16 protein-coding genes and 1 riboswitch are annotated in these 21896 nt (G+C 59.9%); of the genes, 10 read left to right on the top strand and 6 right to left on the bottom strand.

The window, feature by feature from the left end; translation table 11 throughout:
- Positions 1-52: 52 nt before the first annotated feature.
- Entirely contained in the window at positions 53-2473 is a 2421-nt protein-coding gene (locus tag AC0N03_RS02900) for a penicillin-binding protein 1A (protein WP_474286956.1), read from the bottom strand.
- A gap of 285 nt (positions 2474-2758) precedes the next feature.
- Positions 2759-2855, top strand: a riboswitch (glycine riboswitch).
- A gap of 154 nt (positions 2856-3009) precedes the next feature.
- On the opposite strand from AC0N03_RS02900, the gene AC0N03_RS02895 reads away from it, so the two are divergent.
- The gene (locus tag AC0N03_RS02895; protein WP_474286955.1) at positions 3010-4281 is read left to right on the top strand and encodes a D-amino acid dehydrogenase; all 1272 of its coding nucleotides are present in this window, start codon (positions 3010-3012) and stop codon (positions 4279-4281) included.
- Positions 4282-4364: 83 nt separating this feature from the next.
- Here AC0N03_RS02895 and AC0N03_RS02890 read toward each other — a convergent pair whose 3' ends face one another.
- Positions 4365-5543: an N-acetylmuramoyl-L-alanine amidase gene (locus AC0N03_RS02890; protein WP_474286954.1), complete on the bottom strand. Its 1179-nt coding sequence runs from the start codon at positions 5541-5543 to the stop codon at positions 4365-4367.
- A gap of 756 nt (positions 5544-6299) precedes the next feature.
- Here AC0N03_RS02890 and AC0N03_RS02885 point away from each other — a divergent pair.
- The 8 genes from AC0N03_RS02885 to aat all read left to right on the top strand — a co-directional run bounded on the left by AC0N03_RS02885 (position 6300) and on the right by aat (position 14915).
- Positions 6300-8966, top strand: a complete 2667-nt coding sequence (locus tag AC0N03_RS02885) for an Rne/Rng family ribonuclease (RefSeq protein ID WP_474286953.1) — start codon at positions 6300-6302, stop codon at positions 8964-8966.
- A gap of 87 nt (positions 8967-9053) precedes the next feature.
- Complete coding sequence (locus AC0N03_RS02880; protein WP_474286951.1) at positions 9054-10439, top strand: M48 family metalloprotease; 1386 nt, start codon at positions 9054-9056, stop codon at positions 10437-10439.
- Between the two features lie 51 nt (positions 10440-10490).
- Positions 10491-11249 (top strand): DsbA family protein, encoded by a 759-nt coding sequence (locus AC0N03_RS02875; RefSeq protein ID WP_474286950.1) that lies wholly within the window; start codon positions 10491-10493, stop codon positions 11247-11249.
- 103 nt (positions 11250-11352) lie between these two features.
- Entirely contained in the window at positions 11353-11793 is a 441-nt protein-coding gene (gene aroQ, locus AC0N03_RS02870; RefSeq protein ID WP_474287215.1) for a type II 3-dehydroquinate dehydratase, read from the top strand.
- A 6-nt stretch (positions 11794-11799) separates the two neighbouring features.
- Positions 11800-12306, top strand: a complete 507-nt coding sequence (gene accB / locus AC0N03_RS02865; protein ID WP_474286949.1) for an acetyl-CoA carboxylase biotin carboxyl carrier protein — start codon at positions 11800-11802, stop codon at positions 12304-12306.
- Positions 12307-12322: 16 nt separating this feature from the next.
- Entirely contained in the window at positions 12323-13681 is a 1359-nt protein-coding gene (gene accC / locus AC0N03_RS02860; RefSeq protein WP_474286948.1) for an acetyl-CoA carboxylase biotin carboxylase subunit, read from the top strand.
- A gap of 128 nt (positions 13682-13809) precedes the next feature.
- A complete protein-coding gene (locus AC0N03_RS02855) occupies positions 13810-14205 on the top strand; it encodes a hypothetical protein (protein ID WP_474286947.1) in 396 nt (131 codons plus the stop codon).
- Positions 14206-14246: 41 nt separating this feature from the next.
- Positions 14247-14915, top strand: coding sequence for a leucyl/phenylalanyl-tRNA--protein transferase (gene aat, locus AC0N03_RS02850; RefSeq protein ID WP_474286946.1), 669 nt, complete (start codon positions 14247-14249; stop codon positions 14913-14915).
- On the opposite strand, the gene AC0N03_RS02845 is transcribed toward aat, so the two are convergent.
- The 4 genes from AC0N03_RS02845 to AC0N03_RS02830 form a co-directional block, all read right to left on the bottom strand.
- On the bottom strand, positions 14899-15720 hold the full coding sequence (locus tag AC0N03_RS02845; protein ID WP_474286944.1) for a DUF2155 domain-containing protein: 822 nt from the start codon (positions 15718-15720) through the stop codon (positions 14899-14901). The two genes, aat and AC0N03_RS02845, sit on opposite strands and share 17 nt — an antisense overlap.
- Before the next feature lie 79 nt (positions 15721-15799).
- On the bottom strand, positions 15800-16108 hold the full coding sequence (locus AC0N03_RS02840; protein WP_474286943.1) for a hypothetical protein: 309 nt from the start codon (positions 16106-16108) through the stop codon (positions 15800-15802).
- Positions 16105-16512: an NADH:ubiquinone oxidoreductase subunit NDUFA12 gene (locus AC0N03_RS02835; protein WP_474286942.1), complete on the bottom strand. Its 408-nt coding sequence runs from the start codon at positions 16510-16512 to the stop codon at positions 16105-16107. Before AC0N03_RS02835 ends, AC0N03_RS02840 begins: the two co-directional genes overlap by 4 nt.
- A gap of 203 nt (positions 16513-16715) precedes the next feature.
- A complete protein-coding gene (locus AC0N03_RS02830; protein WP_474286941.1) occupies positions 16716-20438 on the bottom strand; it encodes a vitamin B12-dependent ribonucleotide reductase in 3723 nt (1240 codons plus the stop codon).
- Between the two features lie 647 nt (positions 20439-21085).
- Here AC0N03_RS02830 and AC0N03_RS02825 point away from each other — a divergent pair.
- Positions 21086-21895 (top strand): NTP transferase domain-containing protein, encoded by an 810-nt coding sequence (locus tag AC0N03_RS02825; protein ID WP_474286940.1) that lies wholly within the window; start codon positions 21086-21088, stop codon positions 21893-21895.
- The last annotated feature ends 1 nt before the right edge of the window (position 21896 follow it).

Here is a 21896-nt window from a genome sequence, read left to right as displayed (position 1 = left end):
AGGGGTGAATTCCTACACGAGATCGGCTGGAAATGTAAGCGGTCACCAACGGCTAATAAAGACCGCCGGTGCCTGTGCCAACCGATTGATCCGAATTGACGCCCGGCAGTCCGGGCATTCCCGGCGTGGCGCAATCGGGCCCGTCGCAGGCCTGCATTGTCTCGGGCGGTGCGGTGCCGGGCTTGAACGCCTCAAGAATGGCGCCAGGCGCATTCGAGCGCAAACCGGACTTGGGATCGACCGAGATCAGCTTGATATTGGCCGGAACACGGAACGGCACATCCGGCTTGTCTTTAAGCGCCAGCATCATGAAATCGCGGAAGATCGGCGCGGCATAGGTCGCCGCCTGCGCCGAACCGCCAAGCGAACTCGGCTGGTCATAGCCCATGAAAACACCAACGGCGAGGTTGGGTGAAAAGCCGACAAACCAGAGATCCTTCGCATCATTGGTGGTTCCTGTCTTGCCGGCGAGATGTTTGCCGACGGCCTTGATCGAGACGCCTGTGCCGCGCTGGATGACGCCTTCCATGATCGAGGTGATCTGGTAGGCGGTCAGCGGATCGAGCACCTGTTCGCGGTTATCGACCAATGTGGGCTCGTCCTGATTGCTCCACTTGGTGGCATCGCAGCCTTCGCAGACGCGGGCATCGTGCTTGTAGATGGTTTTGCCCCAGCGATCCTGAATGCGGTCAATGAGGGTCGGCTTGATGCGCCGCCCGCCGTTGTCGAGCATGGAATAAGCTGTCGTCAGGCGCATGAGCGTGGTTTCGCCAGCGCCAAGCGACATGGAAAGAACCGGCATAAGATTGTCATAGATGCCGAAGCGGCGCGCATATTCCGCGATCAGCGGCATGCCGATATTCTTGGCAAGGCGCACAGTCATCTGGTTGATCGAATGTTCGACACCATAGCGCAAGGTATGCAGACCTTCCGACTTGCCCTCGAAGTTCATCGGACGCCAGATGCCAAGGCCCGGCCCCTGATCGATGGCGATCGGCGCATCGAGAATCTGCGAGGACGGCGTATAGCCGCTGTCGAGCGCGGCGGCATAAACGAAGGGCTTGAACGACGAGCCGGGCTGGCGCAGCGCCTGCGTCGCGCGGTTGAACTCGCTCTGGTCGTAGGAGAAGCCGCCAACCATGGCAAAAACACGGCCGGTGAACGGGTCCATGGCCACAATCGCACCCGAAACACTGGGAATCTGGCGCAAGCGGTATTCCCCGGCTTTGCCTTCGATGGGCTCGACATAGACAACATCGCCGGGCGTCAGAATGGATTTAAGCGGCTTGCGCGTCCATTTTGCGCCCTCCGCCGTCACGGCTCCGGTGACACGCACCGTATCTATCGAACCGGAGCGATCCTTGCCCGGCTGGATGCCGATATTGGCGGTTGTGTCGTTCACATCCAGAACGACGCACAGCCGCCAGGGTCTGATGTCGTTGTAGGCCGGCACATCGGCCAGCGCGACGCCCCAGTCGGCTCCGAACTCAATATGCTTGACCACGCCGTGCCAGCCGTGCGCCTCGTCATAGCGCACCAGACCATCGGTGAGGGCCTTGCGCGCCATCTGCTGCATTTTGGGATCGAGCGTGGTGCGCACCGACAGGCCGCCTTCATAAAGCTGCCTCTCGCCAAAGCGGTCATAGAGCTCGCGCCGCACCTCCTCGGCAAAGAAACCTGCGGCATAGGTCGGCGGCGTTGTCGCCTTCGAACTTACGCCAAGCGGCGTTGCTTTTGCAGCTTCGCCGTCGGCAGGTTTGACAAATCCGTCGGCGACAAGCCGGTCGATCACATAATTGCGGCGCTGGATGGCGCGATCAGGGTGAAGGAACGGATGGTAATTATTGGGGCCCTTGGGCAGGCCGGCGAGATAGGCCATTTCCGGCAGTGTCAGTTCGTTGACGGACTTGCCAAAATAATTGAGCGCCGCGGCGGCTATGCCATAATTGCCAAGGCCGAGGTAAATTTCATTGAGATAAAGCTCAAGGATGCGATCCTTGGAATAATTATGCTCGATCCGCAGCGCCAGCAGCGCTTCACGCGCCTTGCGCGTATAGGAGCGCTCATTGCCGAGCAGGAAGTTCTTGGCCACCTGCTGCGTGATGGTGGATGCGCCCTGCTGATGGTTTCCAGCCAGATTGGCTATGACGGCGCGGGCGATGCCTTCCGGATCAATGCCGTTGTGAGAATAAAAATTCTTGTCCTCAGCGGAAATGAACGCCTGCTTGACCAGCGGCGGAATGGCTGAACTGGGCAGATAAAGCCGGCGCTCATGGCTGTATTCAGCCAGAAGCGATCCGTCTCCGGCATGAACGCGCGTCATCACCGGCGGCTGGTAATTCTTCAGCGCGGCATCGTCCGGCAGATCCTGCTGGAAATACCAGATGGCGCCGGCGACGCCTATGGCGCCAATCACGAACAGAATCGCGCCGGTGGCAAAGAAGAAACCCAGAAGGCGGGCAATAAATCGCATTCAATCGTCCATATGTCTGACCGGTCAAGCGCCGTCCCAGAGCGGACACGCCTCAGCGCAAGACAAAACCAGCTCATGTAAAGTGCCAGCTTTATGGTCTTTGTGAGGCGGCGTCAGCCAGAGCCCGCACCTGCGGCCCCGTGCCCGCCCGCCGGATTTGCCGCTTTCTCTACAGGCGATCCGGGCGGTTAACAAGATGAACCTTAATATTTACCATTTTTGGCGCAGAAGATTTTTATCGTCCTTGCAACTGGATCGCTATGGTGCGATAATATTTCTGTCGTAAACGTTCATGTGGAAGAGTCTGGGCCGGTTCGCCGTTCCAGCGCCGACGGAGCAACCCCCCAGGAAACTCTCAGGCACAAGAGACCACTCGAACGGACAATCTGGAGAGAGATGCGGGGCCGCAAGCCTGCGCATCCACCGAAGGGGAAGCCCGGCTTAGCCGCCGGGGGAAGCTCTCAGGTACCGAAGACAGATGGGGAAGTGCGGGCCGAAAGGCTCATTCTGTCACCATCGCGCTCTCGGAGGCTTCCATGCGCCACATCCTCGTTCTCGGTGCCGGCATTACCGGCGTTACCACCGCTTATTCCCTCATGCGTCGCGGCTATCGTGTCACTGTCGTTGACCGCAACCGTTACCCGGCATCTGAAACATCCTTCGCCAATGGCGGCCAGCTCTCCGCGAGCAATGCCGAGGTCTGGAATCACTGGTCCACCATCATCAAGGGCATCGGCTGGATGCTCAAGCGCGACGCACCGCTGCTGATGAACCCTGCCCCCACCTGGCACAAATATTCGTGGATGGGCGAATTTGTCGGCCAGATCGGCCATTACCGCGAGAACACCGTCGCCACGACGCGGCTTGCCATTGCTGCGCGCAAGCATCTGTTCAGCATAGCCGAACGCGAGAAAATCCAGTTCGATCTCGAAAAGCGCGGAATCCTGCATGTCTATTACGACAAGAAGGACTTCGATCACGCCGCCAAGGTGAACGAAATGCTTATCGAAGGCGGACTTGACCGCCGCGCCGTGACACCAGAAGAAATCAAAACCATAGAGCCCGCGCTGAATGGTCATTTCCATGGCGGCTTCTTCACGCCATCCGATTCGACCGGCGATATCATGAAATTCACCCGCGGTCTGGCCGCAGCATGCCAGCGGCAGGGCGTGTCCTTCGTTTTCGATGCTGAGGTGACGCATATCTCCAGCGAAAACGGCAAGGTGCGCCTTGATTATGCATCCGTCGCACCAACCCCGGAATCAGAGCATTCAAAATCCAGCCTTGATGCCGACGGCATCGTCATTTGCGCCGGCATTGCCAGTCGCTCATTCGCCGCCATGCTGGGCGACCGCGTGAATATCTATCCGGTCAAGGGCTATTCGATCACCGTTTCGCTGGAGAGCGAAGCCAGCCAGAAGGCCGCGCCCTGGGTCAGCCTGCTGGACGACCGTGCAAAAATCGTCACCTCGCGCCTTGGCGCGGACCGGCTCCGCGTGGCCGGAACAGCGGAGTTCAATGGCGACAACCGCGATATCCGCGCCGATCGCATCAAGCCGCTCGAAGACTGGACACGCATGCTCTTTCCGGGCATCGGCACCGAGCGCGTGGTTCCCTGGACCGGGCTGCGTCCGATGATGCCGAACATGATGCCGCGCGTCGGCTCCGGCAGCAAGGCGGGCGTCTTCTACAATACCGGACACGGCCATCTTGGCTGGACATTGTCCGCTGCAACCGCAGACATGGTGGCCGATGTCGTGGAGGCCGCACTGCCTGTCACGCGTCAAGCCGCCGCCCTGGCAGCCTGAGGCCTGCTGGCATATCGGAGACCTGAAACACATTGATGCGGCGCCGTCCGGCAAAATGGACGGCGCCGCACTGTTTCATCGATCTAATTGGCCTGCGTCCGGCTGAAATATGTGTTGACTGCAGCGGTAACGGAACCCGCAGCCCTGTCGCGCCACTCCTGCGAGACAAGATCCTTCGCGTCCTTCGGGCTGGACAGATAGCCCAGTTCCAGCAGGACAGACGGTACGTCCGGCGCCTTCAGCACCACAAAGCCCGCCGAGCGCTGCGGGTTCTTGTTCAGATTCAATGACGCAACGGATTTCCATGCCGCCACCAGCGATCTGGAAAACAGGTGAGCAAAAGCGCGTGTTTCGCGGCGCGTCAGATCAAAGAGAATATCGGCAACCTCCGGCTGCTGTTCGCTTGTCGTCAGGCCGCCGGCAATATCGGCGGCATTTTCATGCGCCGCCACGCGGGCGGCCTCGGCATCGGACGCCCTCTCCGAAACCGTGTAAACGGTCGCACCGCTCACCGAACCGATGTCCGAGAGCGTGTCGGCATGGACGGAAATGAAAAGACTGGCGTTGGCAGCCCGGGCAATGCGGGTGCGCTCGGCCAGCGGCACGAAAATGTCCTGCGAGCGCGTGAGGAGAACCCTGTAATGGCCGGTTGCCTCAAGCTGCGTCTTCAATGTCTGGGCGAAGTCAAAGACCACATTCTTTTCCATGACGCCGTCCACGCCTGTCGCGCCGGAATCGGGTCCGCCATGGCCCGGATCGATCACAATCAGCGGGCGCTTGTCATTGCCCGCTGCGGCGTCCGGCGCCCGATCATTACCGGCGACGGGCGGTGTAGCCGCCGGCACGGCCTGACTTGCCTGAATCGAAGCCTGAAATGCCGATGCATCGCTTTTTTCGAGATTGACCATGAGCCGTGCCGTTTTGGCGGAATCCAACTCAGGCACAACCTCGGCGCTGATCAGCCGCACCGGCCCGGTCAGATTCATGACGATCCGGGATTGGCCGGGCGCGAACAGCCCGTAGCGGAAGGAGGTGATAACGCCCTCTCCGCCGGAGAACCGCGGTTCTTTGGCCATGAAATTGATTTCGGGCAGATCGATGATCAAACGCGGCGGACTATCCACCAGAAAGGTATGAACCGGCAGCGACGAAGACAATTGCAGGTCAAAATGCGCGGATGTATCGGACTGGTTGAGGTGCAGCTCCAGCGCAGCAGGCGCCAGATTATCGGCTCTGGCCTGAATCGCAAAAAAAGCGGTCATCACCGCGGCGATCAGCCATCGCAACACATCCGGCCATCGCCGGTTAAAAGATGAAAAGATGCAGGTCGTCGGCATTAGGGTTCACTGGCTGTAAAATAGGGCAATTGCACGGCAAATCGCCAATAACGATCTGATTGCGATCGACCTTTCAAAAAGGCTCACGGATTATCCCCGGATTTCTCCCGTGAATCACTCCGGCAAGGCCGTTGTAAAAGCTTAGCTTGCCAAATCAAATTCTTCACCTCTATAATGTTCACATTATTGTCTGAATTGAATTTTGCTCCTTCCAGTGAAGGGCAATTCAGGTCAGCCGCCAGATCAGGCCCCGTCGTCAAGACTGCGGGCTTCGGTGCCGCCTCCCTCATCCGGGGTTTGCGGCTCCCGAGGTGGATTTGTCAGGCAATATAAGAGTTCTGGCGCGGAATTCGTCTTGAAGATGAGATTTGCCGCCGGAACATCGCACGAGAATTAAAGGCCTGCCCTTCGGGTGTAGGCCGAAAGGTGACAGGTTTATGTTCCGCCCGATGAATGCATCGAGCCTCACGATTTGCATCAACGCCGATTCGGCGCGCAAAGGCGTGGGCCTGAGCATGGTGACGGCGGTCATCGGCCATCAAGCCCGATTTCCCGAAACTATCTCATCATCCAACAATCGCAAAACACCTGTGTGCTCCAGCCGCCTTCTGCCGCTGAAAGCCCGGAAAGGGCTGCCTGCCCGGCGGCTGTCACGCGCTGTTTTGCCAGCAAGAGTGTGTCATGGCCAACAAAATGCTCATCGATTCGTCCCACCCGGAAGAAACCCGGGTGGTTGTTCTGCGTGGCAACAGAGTTGAGGAATTCGATTTCGAATCCGCCAGCAAAAAGCAGCTGCGCGGCAATATCTACCTCGCCAAAGTTACGCGCGTCGAGCCGTCGCTGCAGGCGGCCTTTGTGGAATATGGCGGCAACCGCCACGGCTTCCTCGCCTTCTCTGAAATTCATCCCGATTATTATCTGATCCCCGTTGCGGACCGTCAGGCGCTGCTCGCCGAAGAAGCGCTTCACCACGACGACGACGAGGACGAGCCCCGCGAAAACTCCCGCCGCTCGCGGCGGAACAAGCGCGGCGGAGAATCTGCGGCGGCCAGAACCGGCAACGAAGGCGAAAGCGTTTCGGAAGCGATCGACGGCGGCGAAAGCGACAGCACCTCCGCTCATGGCGCCGGGGAACCGCACGACGAAGAGCATAACGAAGAGCCCAATGGCGGCGTCGTCACGCTGGGCGGCTCCGGCGGCGATGAGAATGAGGACGGCGGACATCGCCGCGCCCGCAAGCACCGCGACGGGCATGAGGCGCCACCGCCTGTCGAGCAGATCGGCGGCGACGCCATGGAGGAGTTGCCGCGCCGCGCGCCGCGCCTGCGCAAGCAATATAAAATTCAGGAAGTGATCAAGCGTCGCCAGATCCTGCTCATTCAGGTTGTAAAGGAAGAGCGCGGCAACAAGGGTGCCGCGCTGACGACCTACCTCTCGCTGGCTGGCCGCTATTCCGTTCTCATGCCCAATACGGCGCGCGGCGGCGGCATTTCCCGCAAGATCACGCAGGCGACAGACCGCCAGCGCCTCAAATCGGTTGTGCAGGAACTGGAGGTTCCGGAGGGGATGGGCGTCATCCTGCGCACGGCCGGCGCATCGCGCACCAAGGCCGAGATCAAGCGCGATTTTGAATATCTGATGCGCATGTGGGAAAATGTGCGTGAACTGACGCTGCAATCGACTGCGCCCTGCCTAGTTTACGAAGAAGGCTCCCTGATCAAGCGCGCCATCCGCGATCTGTACAACAAGGACATCGATGAGGTTCTTGTCGCCGGTGAAAACGGCTATCGCGAGGCGAAGGAATTCATGCGGCTGCTGATGCCAAGCCATGCGAAAAACGTCAAGCCCTACCGCGATGTTCAGCCTCTCTTCGCCCGCTCGGGTGTCGAGACGCAGCTTGATGCAATGTTCTCCAATCAGGTGACGCTGAAATCCGGCGGTTATATCGTCATCAACCAGACGGAAGCTCTGGTCGCCATCGACGTCAATTCCGGCCGCTCCACGCGTGAACACAATATCGAGGACACGGCCCTGCGCACCAATCTGGAGGCTGCCGACGAGGTGGCCCGCCAGTTGCGCCTGCGTGACCTTGCCGGTCTTATCGTCGTCGACTTCATCGACATGGAAGAGAGCCGCAACAACCGGGCTGTCGAGCGGCGCATGAAGGAAGCGCTGAAGAATGATCGCGCCCGCATTCAGGTCGGCCATATCTCGCATTTCGGCCTGCTGGAAATGTCGCGCCAGCGTATGCGCACCGGCGTGCTCGAAGGCTCTACCGTCGTCTGCCCGCATTGTGCGGGGGCCGGAATGGTGCGCTCCACATCCTCTATCGCGCTGCATGTGCTGCGCGCGCTTGAGGATGCGCTGATCAAGAATGCGCAATATAACATGATCGTGCGCACCCGCACCGAAGTGGCGCTTTACATTCTCAACCAGAAGCGTCCGCATCTGGCCGAACTCGAACAGAGATTCGGCGTTGGCATAACAGTGCTGGCCGACGAATCGATGTCCGGTTCGGTGTTCCACGCCATTGAGCGCGGCGAGATGGTGGAAAACCCGCTTCCAGCGCCCATTCAGGCGATTCAGGCGCGCGGCGCGATTGCACCGACGCCCGAGGATGAAGCCGACGAACTGGTGGAAGACGAAACCGAGGTGCCCGAGGAAAAAGCCGAGCCGCAACCGCGCCGCGCTGCACCGGAGCGCCCGGCCCGCGAAGCCGCAGAAATGGATGCCGAGGCCGGCGAGACCGAACCCCAGCGCCGCAAGCGTCGCCGTCGGCGGCGGCGCGGACGTGGCGGTGAGCGTGAATCGTCCGGCATCAGCGCCAATGCACCGCAGCCTTCAGATGAAGGCATGGCCGCAATTGCCGAAATTGTCGAACCGGAAGCACAGCAGCACCGTATGGGCGACATGACACTGACGAGCGATCAACCCGCAATAGGCGAGCCCGCCGCAGAAGTGCCAGTCAAAGAGCCTGCACGCCGCTCTCGCCGCAACGCCCGCCCGAAAAAGGCGGAGGTTGAGGCGGTTCCTGCGGCAGAAGCGGAAAGCACTGCCATTGCGGAAGAAACCGTATCTGCCGAGGCCGAGGCTGCGCCTGCCGAACCGGAATCCAAGCCAGCCCGACGCCGCGCTCCTGCCAAGCCGCGGGCCGGCAAGCGGACGGAAGAGGCCGCGCCAGCCGCTGCGGAAGAACCGGCTGCTGCGCAGGCTGCCGCCGCGCCTGCAGCGCCCGAGCCGGCACCCGAAGCCGCCGCCCCCGAGGTGGAATCAACGCCGCTCGACCCCAACCGACCGAAGCGCGGCGGATGGTGGCAGCGCGCCAAGGCGACACTGACCGGCAATTGAGAAAAGGGCCGGAAGGCCCTTTTCCTGCTCTGCCATCGGCCCGCCATGATTATGCGTGAGATTGCCGTGCTCGTACGGGCGTTTGACATGAACCGATATACCTTGGACCGGCTGAAAAAAGGCCTCAGGCACGCCGCGCTCATCTGCGCGGCTGCCTCGGCATTGTTATGGCCGCTCGCTGCCAGCGCAGAGGGAATTTCGGTTGTCCGCGATGCGGAAACAGAGCAATTGCTGCGCGATTATGTGACGCCGATTTTTAAAGCGGCTGGCATTCACTCGAAGGCAGTGACCATCATTCTGGTCGGCGATAAGAGCTTCAATGCCTTCGTCGCGGACGGGCAGAAGATTTTCGTCAATGTCGGCGCACTGATGGAGGCCAAGACCCCCAATGAAATCATCGGCGTGCTTGCCCATGAGACCGGCCATATCGCCGGCGGGCATCTGGTGCAGGCGCATCAGGAGCTTGCCAAAGCGCAGATCATGTCCGTCGCCGGCATGCTGATGAGCGCGGGCGCGCTCTACGGCTCGGCGCGCTCCAGCAATATCGGCGCTAATCCGGGCGGGACCATGGGTGTGTTGCTCGGTCCGCAGGAACTTGTGCGCCGCTCGATGCTTGCCTATCAGCGCGTTCAGGAGCAGGCCGCCGACCGCGCGGCCGTCACCTATCTCAACGCGGCACATGAATCTTCAAACGGCCTTCTGGAAACCCTCAAGCGTTTCCGCAACGAGGCCTTGTTCAGCGCCAATACGATAGACCCTTATCTCCAGTCCCACCCGCTGCCCGCCGAACGCTTCGCCGCGCTCGACGCGATCGCGCATGAAAGCCCCTATTTCAATGTCAAGGACAGCCCCGCCCTGCAGGCGCGGCATGATCTGATGCGCGCCAAGCTCACGGCATTTCTGGGCACAACAGGCGATATCGCCCGGCGTTATCCCGTCAGCGACAATTCGCTGCCCGCGCGCTATGCCCGCGCCATCATTGCCTATCGCTTCGGCCGGATCGACGATGCTCTGGCCCAGATCGACGGGCTGATCAGGACACAGCCGGCCAATCCGTATTTTCACGAACTGAAGGGCCAGGCCCTGCTGGAGGCCGGACGCGCAGCGCAGGCCATTCCGGAATTGCGCCGCGCCGTCGCGGGCGCACCGAACGGTACGCCGATCCGCGTTATGCTTGGCCATGCCCTGCTCGCCGACGGGCATATGCTCAACGAAGCGGTGAGCGAACTCGAAAATGCCACGCAGCGCGATCCGGATTCGGCCGAAGGCTTCCAGTATTTGGCCATGGCCTATGCGAAAAAAGGCGATGAAGCGCAGGCCCAATTGGCTTCGGCACAGAGCTTCTTTGCATCGGGACAATATGTCGAGGCGCGCACACAGGCGACCCGCGCCAAAGCCAGGTTCAAGATGGGCTCGCCCGGCTGGCTGCGCGCCGACGACATTCTCAATTACCGCCCGCCAAAACTGAATTAGACCTTTGGCGAAATTGCGTATAAATAATACTGACTTATCCGGAGCCTTTTTATGAAGCTGAAACATCTTGTCCTGCCTGTGATGGCATTGGTCTGGCCTGTACTGCCGGCCAGTGCACAAGACTTTTCTCCAAGCCAGAAGGATCAGATCGGCGGCGTCGTACGCGAATATCTGATGCAGCATCCAGAAGTCCTGCGCGAGGCGCTTGACGCCATGGTGCAACATGAGAAGGATGCCGCGGCAGCAGCCCAGAACCAGCTCACACAGAATATGTCGGGCCAGCTGTACGATTCGCAGCATCAGGCTGTTGTCGGTAATCCCAACGGCAAGACGGTGCTGGTCGAATTTTTCGACTATAATTGCGGTTATTGCAAACGAAGCATCGGGGATATTGCCAATCTGATGAAGCAGAACCCCAATCTCAAGGTCATCCTGAAGGATTTTCCGGTGCTCGGCCCCGGATCGATAGAAGCCAGCAAGGTGGCTTCTGCCGTGCGCAAGCAGCTTACCGGCGACAAATTCTGGGATTTCCATCGCACTTTGCTGCTTTCGCGCGGGCCGGTCGGCAAGGAGCAGGCGTTAGAAGTGGCCAAGGCCAAGGGTGTCGACATGGCGCAGCTTGAAAAAGATCTGGCCAGCCCGGATGTAACCGCAGGCATTTCCGAAGTTCTCAATATCGGAGAAAAGCTCGGACTGACCGGCACACCGAGCTTTGTGGTCGGCGGCGAGGTCGTCGTGGGCGCTGTGGGCTATGACCGCCTGCATGAAAAAGTGACAAACACGGAAACCTGCGGCCGAGCACAGTGCTGAGGCACCAATTTCGGGGCATAACCGGCGGCGGCAGGCAGATTGAATTTGAAACTTGCCTCCCGATGCCGCAAACTGTTCGACCAAACTGGGAGGTAAACTCGTGGTGACATCGGTCTACGTGCTGAACGGTCCGAATTTGAATCTGCTTGGCACGCGTGAACCGGCAACTTACGGCGCGGCGACGCTTGCCGATGTTGAGAGCAAGCTTCGGGCCTTGTGTGATGCGGCCAGCGTCGACCTGACCTTCCGCCAGTCCAACCACGAGGGGGAGCTTGTCACATGGATACAGGATGCGGGCCGCCTCGGCATCCCCGTGATCCTGAACGCCGGTGCCTATACCCACACCTCCATCGCGTTGCATGATGCCATCCGCGGCGCAAACGCCAGTGTTATCGAAGTGCATATCACCAATGTCCACGCCCGCGAGGCATTCCGGCATCATTCCACCATTTCCCCTGTGGCCAGGGGAATTATCATCGGATTTGGCGTCGCTGTTTATGAAATGGCGCTCCAATATCTTCTCTCCACTGCAAACAAGAGCTAAAAGCCCATGAAACGCCCAAGCGTTGCCCAAGCAAAGCCCGCTGAGAAATTTGAAATCGACCCCAATCTGGTGCGCGCCATCGCCCAGTTGCTCAACGAAACCGACCTCTCCGAGATCGAAGTCGAAAAAGGTGATCTGCATATCCGCGTTTCGCGTCACAGCACCGCTGCGGCGCAGGCACCAGCAGTTCATCACATGGTTGCGCCGGTGGCGCATGTTGCCGCGCCTGCCGCTGCCGCTCCCGTTGCCGCAGCACCGGCGGGCAAGACCATTGATCCGGAAGCCTCCCTGCTCTCGCCCATGGTCGGCACCGCATTCCGCCGTCCCAACCCGGACGCGCGGCCTTTCGTCGAGGTCGGTTCCGTCGTCAAGGCGGGTGAGCGGGTTTTGCTTGTCGAGGCCATGAAGACCTTCAACGAGATCGTGGCGCATCGCGCCGGAACAATCACCGAGATCATGATCGAGGACGGCCAGCCGGTGGAATATGGCCAGATCCTCATGACCATTGAATGAAGCCGCGAGTAAACGAATGTTTGACAAAATCCTGATCGCCAACCGCGGTGAAATTGCCTTGCGCGTATTGCGCGCGGCCAAGGAATTGGGCATTGCCACAGTGGCGGTCTATTCCACGGCCGACAAGGACGCCATGCATGTCAAGCTGGCCGATGAGAGTGTCTGTATCGGGCCGCCGCTCGCACGCGATTCTTATCTCAATATTCCGGCGCTGCTGGCCGCCTGCGAGATTACCGGCGCCGATGCGGTGCATCCCGGATATGGATTTTTGTCTGAAAACGCGCGCTTCGCCGATATTCTGGCCGAGCATAATATTGCGTTCATCGGCCCCAAAGCTGAGCATATCCGCATCATGGGCGACAAGATCGAGGCCAAGCGCACTGCGCGCCGTCTCGGCATTCCATGTGTGCCGGGCTCGGATGGCGGCATTACCGAAGATGCGGAGGCCCTGCGCGTCGCTGATGAAATCGGCTATCCCGTGCTCGTCAAGGCGGCGGCAGGCGGCGGCGGACGCGGCATGAAGGTCGCCCGCACCCGCGAGGACCTCACCCATGCGCTGTCCGATGCGCGCGCCGAAGCCAAGGCGGCTTTCGGCGATGATGCGGTATATCTGGAAAAATATCTGGAAAAGCCGCGCCATATCGAAATTCAGGTGCTCGGCGACGGGCAAGGCCACGCCATTCATCTGGGCGAACGCGACTGCTCGCTGCAGCGCCGCCACCAAAAAGTGTTTGAGGAAAGCCCCTCGCCCGCGCTCAATGATACGCAGCGCGCCGAAATCGGCGAGATCGTCGCTAAGGCCATGCAGGAACTTGGCTATATCGGCGTCGGAACCGTCGAATTTCTGTATGAGGACGGGAAGTTCTATTTCATCGAAATGAACACCCGTATTCAGGTTGAGCATCCGGTGACGGAGATGATCACCGGCATCGATCTGGTCAACGAGCAGATCAAGATCGCCGCCGGATCGCCTCTGACCATCCGGCAGGAGGACGTGCGTTTTTCCGGCCATGCCATCGAGTGCCGCGTCAATGCCGAAAATCCGTCAACGTTCCGGCCCAGCCCCGGCCAGATCAGCTATTATCATCCGCCGGGCGGGCTTGGCGTGCGCGTGGACAGTTCGGTCTATCAGGGCTATCGCATTCCGCCCAATTACGACAGTCTGGTAGGCAAGCTGATCGTCCATGGCCGCAACCGCAACGAGGCGCTGCTGCGCCTGCGCCGGGCGCTGGATGAATTCATTGTCGATGGCGTCGAGACCACTCTGCCCCTGTTCCGCACCCTCGTGCGCAACGGCGATATTCAGAACGGCCTTTACGATATTCACTGGCTGGAGAAATTTCTCGAACAGGGCGGAATGGAGAACCGGGCCTGAACAGGCTTCCACTCGGCCGCCACAATTCATTCATCTCAGAATCAGGATGGTGGTTATAATTTCAGGCTGTCGGGGCGTAATCGCTCACACGAAGCAGGTATGTCTGAGGTTATCTGAAAGGTTTTGCAATGAAATCAATCGCACTTATGCTTGGCGCGGCATTCAGCCTGATGATCGCAAGCCTTTATCTGTCCGCCACTCCGGCAGCGGCACAGGACTATTATTGCCGGGATGGCTTTGATCGCTATGGCCGCGCCTGCGGCGAATTTCATCGTCATTGGCACGACCAACCCGGCATCGTCATCCAAGGACCGGGCTATTTCCCGGGCAGGCATCGCCGCTGGATCGCCTGCGCGCCGGAGGGCGGATTTTGCCGCGTGCCCTTCCCCACCCGCGTCAGATATGGCGCAGCCGGATATTTTGCCTTCAATGATGTCGGCGGAGGCGGAATTCCGTGCAACAACGGCTTTTTCGGTGATCCTGCCCCCGGTATACGCAAGACCTGCTGGTTCCTTGCCCGCTAAAAGTCCAACATTCGCCCCGGTGAACCTGCCGGGGCAGCATCATGCATGAAGAATCAGCCTCACTCCTCACCCCCGACCTGCTGCTGAAGGCCTATTCGCTCGGCTTCTTTCCCATGGCCGAAGCGGCGGACGATCCCAATATCTTCTGGCTCAACCCGGAAGAGCGCGGCATTTTTCCGCTTGAGCAGCTCAGAATATCCCGGTCTCTTGCCAAGAGACTGCGGCAGAACCACTTCACAGTGTCCTTCAACGCGGATTTTGCCGCTGTTGCCAAGGCCTGCGCAAGCCCAAGCGAGACGCGGGGCTCGACGTGGATCAACGATCACATTCTTCAGGCCTATACCGAGCTGCATCAGCGCGGCTATGCCCATTCGGTGGAAGTTTGGGCAGCGGACGGCGCGCTGGTTGGCGGGCTCTATGGCGTGGCGCTGGGCAGCGCCTTTTTTGGCGAAAGCATGTTTCACCGCGCAACCGACGCGTCGAAAGTCGCGCTGGTGCATCTGGTGGCGCAATTACGCCAGAACGGGTTCACGTTGCTGGATACGCAATTTGTAACGCCGCACCTCATCAGCCTTGGCGCTGTTGAAATCAGCCGCGCCGATTATCTGGCGCGGCTGGCGCGCGCCATCACGCAAGAGGCCGAATTTAACAAGAACCCCGTGATCTCAGGGGCGCAAGCGCTCAGGCTTGCGCTCACTGGTCAGGGTTGAGGCTGTCGTAATTCGGGTTCTGCGGGTCCTGCGGAATGATCTTGCGGGGCCGGGACTGGCCGACGCCGGGAATATCGGCGGGCGGCAGCAGCAAATTATCCGGCGGCGCGGCCTTTGGCACACGCTTGAGCGGAACGGGGGCCAGAGCTGGCCCGCTTTGCGGCGGCAACTGAGCGCCCGGCGCCGGACCGACATTGATGGGCGCATTATTCTGCGGCAGCGGCGCCGCAGGCTGATTCAGCGGTAAGGGCTGCGCGCCCGCGGGTGCCGCTGGCGCGGCGGCAGACGGCTTGCCCGTCTTGGGCGCGCCAACAGGCGGGGCGGCATCGGGAAGCACCTGCGGCGGCGCGGAAGGGGCAAGCGGCGCTGGGGCGTTTGGTTCTGCAACGGGCTTGGGCGACGGGATCACCTCGGTGCCTCCCTTGCAATCGGTGAGCCAGACGTCATAGACGGGATGCTCGACACCATGCAGGCCGGGACTGGAGGCGAACATCCACCCCGAAAAAATCTTGTTATAGTCTTTGCCATTGCCCACATCGGCCACTTCAACAAAGGCATCTGTCTGCGGCGCCTCCGTTGGCGGCCGCGTGTAGCAGACCTTGGGCGTGACCTGCAAAGTGCCGAACTGCACCGTTTCGTCGATAGCCACCTCAAAGGAGATAATCCGGCCGGTGATCTTGTCCAGACCGGCGAAAACAGCCGTCGGATTTTTGATCCGGTCGGCCAATGCCGGGTGTGCTGCGAGAATGCAGGCCGACAGGAGCCCGGAGGTCAGCAGGATTCGAGACTTGATCACGCCATTCATTCCGTTAGATGCGCAACGCCGCGCCAAGCGCATATTGCTCGAAACAATGGCAATTCCAAGCCCAAGCATGTCTTAAGTTTCAGTGCGCGCATTTTGCATCGACATCATCGCCGAGCTGATTAAGCTTTTCGTGAAACCGGACAGCCTGTTCTTCGGTCATGGCGTTGACGGCGGCGACATAATCAGCCTTCTTGTTGGTCGCGCTTGCGATCATGGCCCGCATTTCCTGCGGATCGAGCGTCGACTCGGCGAGCTTTTCCTGACAGGCGCACATCGTTTCGGCGGCTGCCGTGCCAGCATTTTCCATGCAGGCATCCTTGAACGGGCCTGCAAAGGCAGGCGCCGAAACAAACAGGCCAAAGGCGACAACAGCGCCGCGCAGGCTCATTTGGGCTGCCAGGGCTGGTAGTCGCTGCTGACGACAACGCGCTGTCCGCCACGCGCCAGCGAACCCTTGGGATGATAGGCCTGCGGGGTACCGGTGGGATTGGGCCGGTGCGGCATTTCCCAGGCGCGGGCCTGATAATTTTCCTTCGACGGCGGCACGTCAACGGTGTGGTGCAGCCAGCCGTTCCAGCCCGGCGGGATGGCCGAAGCTTCCATCAGGCCATTGTAAATCACCCAGCGGCGGACGATGCCGAGCGCGGGATCAACCTTGCCGCCCTTGGTCTGGTAATAGATATTGCCAAATTCGTCACGGCCGACTTCCTCGCCATGCAGGCTGGTCCAGAAACGCGTGTTGAGCGTGGCGCCATTCCACCAGGTGAATACGGACAGCAGAAATTGTTTCATCGCGCAGATTCCAATGCCAATTTTGCGGCGACTATGGCGAAGCGGGACTCAAAAGGCAAGGGGAAGATGGGCAGGATATGTGGATACGCGGGACAAGCCCGCGTATGACGCACTTCTGTTCCTGAGCCGTTGTGACCGGACTTGATCCGGTCATCAACGGACTATTCCTGCCAGTCCGAAACGTCGCTCAGATGAACGACGCCTCACGAGCACCCGGTCGTCGAGCCGCAGGTGTCGCATTTCAGGCAGGTGCCGTTGCGCACCAGCGTGAAGTTGGCGCATTCCGGGCAGGCCTCGCCGACATAGCCCTTCATGCGGGCCTCGGCGCGCTTGTCGGCGACACTCTGTTCGGCTCTTGCGGCAACCGGCGCGCCCCATGCGAGGCTGTCCGTCACTTCTTCACCGGCCGAGGCTTCATCTTCCAGCACCTTGGGTTCAGCCTTCAGAGCGGTCGCACCCTGAAAGGACAGAACGGTCGCAGCGCCGTCCGCTTCACGCGGCTGGACAGCGATCAGGTTGCTGGTGCGTCCGCGCAGCAGGCCCTTGGAGACCACGCGCTGTGCGGCCTGTGTCATTGCAGTCGGCGGGTTGCCCTGCGACGGCGCCTTGACCTGATCCTCGCCCTTGCCGAGCACGTCATGGCCGATTTCGGAAGGGTCGACATGGGCAAGATCCATGCGGCCCAGATAGGAAATGGCCAGTTCGCGGAAGACATAATCAAGAATGGACGTAGCATTCTTGATCGCGTCATTGCCCTGCACAAAGCCTGCCGGCTCGAACCGCGTGAAGGTGAAGGCCTCGACATATTCTTCCAGCGGAACGCCATATTGCAGGCCAAGCGAGATGGCTATGGCAAAATTGTTCATCAGCGAGCGGAAGGCGGCACCTTCCTTATGCATATCGATGAAGATTTCGCCGATGCGGCCATCGACATATTCGCCGGTGCGCAGATAGACCTTGTGACCGCCGACCACCGCCTTCTGGGTATAGCCCTTGCGGCGATCCGGCAGCTTTTCACGTTCGCGCACGCGCTCCACCTTCTCGATGATGCGCTCGACAATCTTCTCGGCAACCGCGGTGGCGCGGGCCGGGGCGCTGGCAGCGGCCAGACGCTCGGCGGCCTCGTCATCCTCCTCATCATCCTGAATGAGCTGGCTGTTGAGCGGCTGCGAGAGCTTGGAGCCGTCGCGGTAGAGCGCGTTGGCCTTGAGCGCCAGCTTCCATGAAAGCATGTAGGCGGCCTTGCAATCCTCGACAGTGGCCTCATTCGGCATATTGATGGTTTTGGAGATCGCACCCGAGATGAAGGGTTGCGCCGCCGCCATCATGCGGATGTGGCTTTCCACGGAAAGATAGCGTTTGCCGGTGCGCCCGCACGGGTTGGCGCAATCGAACACCGCATAATGCTCTTTCCGGAGGTGCGGTGCGCCTTCCAGCGTCATCGCGCCGCAGACATGGATATTCGCCGCGTCAATCTCGGCCTTCGAGAAGCCGAGGAAGGCGAGCAGGTCGAAATTCGCATCATCAAGGCTTGCGCTCGGCACTTTCAGCGTCTGTGTGAGGAAATCGGCGCCAAGCGACCACTTGTTAAAGACGAATTTGATATCGAAGGCGCTGGCAAGGCTCTTTTCCAGCGCTTCGAGCTTATCTTCGGTGAAGCCCTTCGCCTTGAGGCTGGTGTGATTGACACCGGGGCTCTGGCGCAGCGAAGCATGACCGACGGCATAGGCTTCAATTTCCGCAATCTGGTGTTCTGCGTAGCCAAGCGCACGCAGGGCGTCAGGCACGGCGCGGTTGATGATCTTGAAATAGCCACCGCCCGCCAGCTTCTTGAACTTCACCAGCGCGAAATCGGGTTCGATGCCGGTGGTGTCGCAATCCATGACAAGGCCGATCGTGCCCGTCGGCGCAATAACCGAAACCTGCGCGTTGCGGTATCCGTGCTGCTCGCCCAGACGCAGGGCCTTGTCCCATGCGGCTCTGGCATGCTCGCTCAGGCGCGTATCCTTGATCGAAGCATGATCGAGCGGCACCGGATTGACCGATAGGCCCTCATAACCCTGACTTTCGCCAAAGGCAGCGCGGCGATGATTGCGGATGACGCGCAGCATATTCTGCGCATTGGGCGCATAGCCGGGGAATGTGCCGAGCTCCGCCGCCATTTCAGCGGAGGTGGCATAGCAGATGCCGGTCATGATCGCGGTCAGCGCGCCGCAGATCGCGCGGCCCTCATCCGAATCATACGGAATGCCGGACGACATCAGCAGGCCGCCGATATTGGCATAGCCAAGGCCGAGCGTGCGATATTCATAGGACAGCTGAGCGATTTCCTTCGACGGGAACTGCGCCATCGCCACCGAAATTTCGAGAACGATGGTCCACAGCCGCACCGTATGCTCATAAGCGGCAATATCGACCTCGCCCGCAGCCGTCTTGAACTGCAGCAGGTTCAGCGAGGCAAGATTGCAGGCCGTATCGTCAAGGAACATATATTCCGAGCACGGATTGCTTGCCCGGATCGGCCCTGCCGCGGGGCAGGTATGCCAGTCATTCATCGTGGTGTTGAAATGCAGGCCGGGATCGGCGGAAGCCCAGGCGGCATAGCCGATATGCTCCCACAGATCGCGGGCCTTCAATGTTTTGGCGACCTTGCCGTCGGTACGGCGGATCAGGTTCCACGGACCGTCATTTTCGACGGCGCGCAGGAACTCATCCTTGAGCGAGACCGAATTATTGGAATTCTGTCCGGAAACGGTGAGATAGGCTTCCGAATCCCAGTCGAGATCGTAGGTGTCGAAATCGATATCGGTATAGCCCTGCCGCGCGAACTGAATGACGCGCTTGATATAATTATCCGGCACATCGGCGCGGCGGGCGAGCTTGATTTCCTTTTTCAAGGCCGGATTGCGTTCCGGATTGAAGCAATCATCGCCCGCGCCGACGCAGTTCACGCAGGCCTTGAGCACGGCCTTCATATGCTTCTTGACGATCTTGGAGCCGGTGACGAGCGCGGCGACTTTCTGCTCCTCGCGCACCTTCCAGTCGATATAGGCCTCAATATCCGGGTGATCGGCATCCACCACCACCATCTTGGCGGCACGGCGGGTCGTACCGCCGGATTTGATCGCACCTGCGGCACGGTCGCCGATCTTGAGGAAACTCATCAGGCCGGAGGATTTACCGCCGCCCGACAAGCGCTCATTCTCGCCGCGCAGCATCGAAAAATTGGAGCCGGTGCCGGAGCCATATTTGAACAGGCGCGCCTCGCGCACCCAAAGATCCATGATGCCGCCTTCATTGACGAGATCGTCCTGCACGCTCTGGATGAAGCAGGCATGCGGCTGCGGATGCTCATAGGCGGAGGTGGACTTCGTCAGGTCGCCAGTCTTGTAATCGACGTAATAATGCCCCTGCCCCGGCCCGTCGATGCCATAGGCCCAATGCATGCCGGTGTTGAACCATTGCGGAGAATTCGGGGCCACCATCTGGCGCGCCATCATGAAGCGCAATTCGTCAAAGAAGGCGCTCGCGTCCGTCTCGTCCTTGAAGTGACCGGCCTTCCAGCCCCAGTAGGTCCATGTTCCGGCAAGACGGTCGAAGACCTGACGTGCGGACATTTCCGAGCCATAGCGCTCATTCTGCGGCAGGCTGGCCAATGCGGCCTCGTCCGGTACAGAGCGCCACAGGAACGAAGGCACGTTATTCTCCTCGACACGCTTCAGGCGCGCGGGGACACCGGCCTTGCGGAAATATTTCTGTGCCAGCACATCTGCGGCAACCTGGCTCCAGTCGGCCGGCACCTCAATGCCATCCAGGCCGAAAACAACCGAGCCGTCAGGATTGCGGATCTCACTCTTGGTCAGGCGAAACTCGATGTCTGCGTAAGGCGACTGACCAGCCTTGGTGTAATAGCGTTCTATTTTCATTTGCCCGATCCTTAGATCAATCATTTGTCCGATGCCGGACCCCGCCGGCGATTGAATCGTTTTGAAGCAAGGCTTGCTTCAGTAACAATTTTGCTCCCTGCCCCAGCCGATAAAATGGCCTGATGCCCGTCTCAGCATGCCCCCACGCCGAGCCGGAACATTGCCCCCGACCGGACCACGAACGACCCGCCACAAAATGGCGGGGGTTCGTCGAGCCGATTTACGCAGAACGAAATTCTCAGGAACTCTGTTGCAAACCTATCTGCCGCTGCGAGGCTTCGTCAAGCTCTAGTGATATGCTTCCTTGCAAAACACAAGATGTAGAAAAATTCTTAAAAAATGATAAATCGTCGTCTTGACTTCGCCAAGTGTCGGACGAATCTCGCATTTTTCAAAATAAGAAAATTGCCGCACATGCCGAGACACTCCCCGACGACAAAAGCTGACTTGAAACTATAACGACAAAAAAATGACAAAATTGCGTACCACCGGCAATTTCAGGCCAATTCCAGCACATCCGGCAGAAGATTGCGCCCGAAACAGGCGGTCAGAGCGCATAATTTATCTGAGTCGCCCGGCTCAAACTTATCCCCATCTTCCACCGATTCTGCTATCGCTGGCGCAGGGTTTTCAACAAGGCTCCCTTCATGAACACGGCCGATCTTGCCATCATCATCCTCGCCGGCGGCAGCGGAACCAGAATCGGCGGCGACAAGGCCCATCGCCTGATCAATGGCGATCCGATCGTCACGCATGTCCTCAGGCGGCTGCCGCGTGATGCCCCTATTCTGATCAGTGGCGATGCAAAGCTTGCGGCCGAACTGAACCTCGAGAACATTCCCGACGAAACTGCGGGAAGCGGCCCGCTCGGCGGCCTGCTCCCGGCTCTGCGCTGGGCAGGCGCCAAAGGTCTGAGCCGCATCATGAGCGTTCCGTGCGACGCGCCGTTTCTGCCGCTTGATCTGGCCCCGCGCCTCGAGGCCAGCGGCGCGCCCATCGCTGTTGCCGCAAGCAATGGAAAGATGCATCCAACAATCGGACTCTGGCCTGTCTCAACGGCGGATTCTCTGGCTGACTGGCTTACCCGGGCGCAGCGGCGCAGCATGCAGGCATTTCTTGAGTGTCATGCCCACCGGCTGGTTGAATGGCCTGTTGCGCCCTATGACCCGTTCTTCAATGTCAACACGCCCTTCGATCTGGCGCTTGCCCAGATTATTGACCAAGAAGGACGCCTTCCCGAACATCTCGATGTCGAGGGCCTGAAATGTCCCCTGCCCGCCATAAAAACCGGACAGGCGCTCGAGCGGGCAGTTCCGGGCGCATCCCTGCTGGTGAGCGCGACCGATCCTTTGGCGATCATCGATCTCCCGCATCTCGTGGCGCAACGTGGCGATCTGTTGCTGGCGCAAGCGCGCAGCGGCAATATTCTGCAATTTTTGATTGCGAAGGCGGCTTGAT

The sequence above is a fragment of the Methylocystis sp. sgz306128 genome (assembly GCF_056032725.1).
This window is presented reverse-complemented; position numbering and strand designations above follow the sequence as displayed.